This is a genomic window from Pseudoalteromonas sp. SR45-5, assembly GCF_014163565.1.
GTDB classification, from domain to species: domain Bacteria; phylum Pseudomonadota; class Gammaproteobacteria; order Enterobacterales; family Alteromonadaceae; genus Pseudoalteromonas; species Pseudoalteromonas distincta.
In genome coordinates this window covers 1-1,590 of the sequence record NZ_JACJDN010000775.1, presented here as the reverse complement: position 1 = coordinate 1,590, position 1,590 = coordinate 1, and the positions used below count along the sequence as shown (strand labels likewise).

Below are 1,590 nucleotides of genomic sequence, written 5' to 3'. Positions count from 1 at the left end.
TATAATTAACCATGCAACGTTTAAAGCGTCGTTATTTATGGCCGTTGGTATTATCGATCATGAAACAGGCACGCGTGATATGCGTAAATTAAATGGTATGTGGCGATACTTACCATACAAACTTTATTTGCTTTATACAATCAACGCCGTCAAGTGCAAATTCAACTTTAATGTCCCAATCTTCAGGTAATGAGCGAGCTAGCTGACGTCTAGCTAATTTCGAGTCATCACATATTAATACCGATGTTGACATATTATCTCTCTGTTTCTAAACCAGTAATGAGCATTAAAATCATTTTATGATGGTTTTTATTTTTATTATTGAAGATATCTTTTGTAACTTCATGTTAATCAAAGTTTAGCATAGTTACAATTTTTATATTTCAGAGCTAATACCCACTCTATTAAGCAGGTTTAATCACTTGGTAACTATAGCCCAGTATAATACACTGACTCCCATTGCGTTAATTTAAAAGGAAATACCTTATGTTACGTTCACTTGCCTTTGCTTTGAGTTCATTTTGTTCTGTGGCTATTGCAGCCGACTATCCAGAAAACACGCTTGATGCAGGAAAAGTATCCGCGCAAGGCAAACCAGTCACTTTATTAGGTCAAGGTATCTCAATTGGAGATAGTGCGCCAAACTTTAAAGTTGTTGATGACAACTTTACTCCAGTGACACTTGAGGATTATAAAGGCCAAGCTGTATTAATAAGTGTAGTACCCAGCCTAGATACCGGCATTTGTAGCCTGCAAACTAAGCACTTTAATGAAAAAGTAGCCTCACAATTCCCAAGTGTAGTTATGCTAACAATTAGTGCTGATTTACCATTTGCTCAAAAGCGTTTTTGCAAAGCTGAAAATATCGATAAAATCACTACGTTATCAGATTCTGTTTGGCGTGATTTTGGTCAAAAATACGGATTGATTATTAAAGATATGGGCTTACTAACGCGAACAGTCTTTATTTTAGATGAAAGCCATAACGTCATTTATAAACAGTTAGTTAGTAGCCTTTCAACTGAACCTGAATACAACAGCGTGATTGAAAAACTTAAAACACTGTAAAGCCGATTAAATAGCACTAATTAAGCAATGCTAAATCCCTTAAAACAAAAAACCGCCAATTGGCGGTTTTTTAATGTACTTTATAATTAACCTAAAAGTTCACCAAGTTGTTGGCTAACAGTTTCAACAGCTTGTGTACCATCTAGTTTATGGTATTGAGTATTACCAGCAGCCGCTTCTGCTTGATAGTAATCAACCAATGGCATAGTTTGCTCATGGTAAATACCTAAACGTTTACGTACTGTTTCTTCAGTATCATCAGCGCGAACAATTAAGTCTTCGCCAGTTTCGTTGTCTTTACCTTCCACTTTTGGTGGATTATAAACAACGTGGTAAACACGACCAGAACCAGGATGAACGCGACGTCCGCCCATACGCTCAACAATGACTTCATCAGCCACGTCAAATTCAATAACGTGATCAACCACTACGCCATTTTCTTTCATTGCATCCGCTTGCGGGATTGTGCGCGGGAAGCCATCAAGTAAAAAACCTTTCTCACAATCCGCTTTAGTAATACGC

The 1,590-nt window shown here is 37.2% G+C and carries 2 protein-coding genes and 1 pseudogene; 1 reads left to right on the top strand and 2 read right to left on the bottom strand.

The window, feature by feature from the left end; genetic code table 11:
• Positions 1 to 121: 121 nt before the first annotated feature.
• Positions 122 to 253 (bottom strand): annotated as a pseudogene (locus H5072_RS18920) (response regulator); the annotation flags it as partial.
• A gap of 233 nt (positions 254 to 486) precedes the next feature.
• On the opposite strand from H5072_RS18920, the gene tpx reads away from it, so the two are divergent.
• Entirely contained in the window at positions 487 to 1,068 is a 582-nt protein-coding gene (tpx, locus tag H5072_RS18915) for a thiol peroxidase (protein WP_182694444.1), read from the top strand.
• 86 nt (positions 1,069 to 1,154) lie between these two features.
• Here the strand turns inward: tpx and H5072_RS18910 are convergent.
• Positions 1,155 to 1,590: nucleoside monophosphate kinase (locus tag H5072_RS18910; RefSeq protein ID WP_182694443.1), on the bottom strand; the 436-nt coding region annotated here is incomplete at its 5' end.

What these genes read in the sequence shown, in the direction of transcription:
- tpx (WP_182694444.1), top strand. Translation starts at nt 487, where the DNA reads ATGTTACGTTCACTTGCCTTTGCTTTGAGTTCATTTTGTTCTGTGGCT.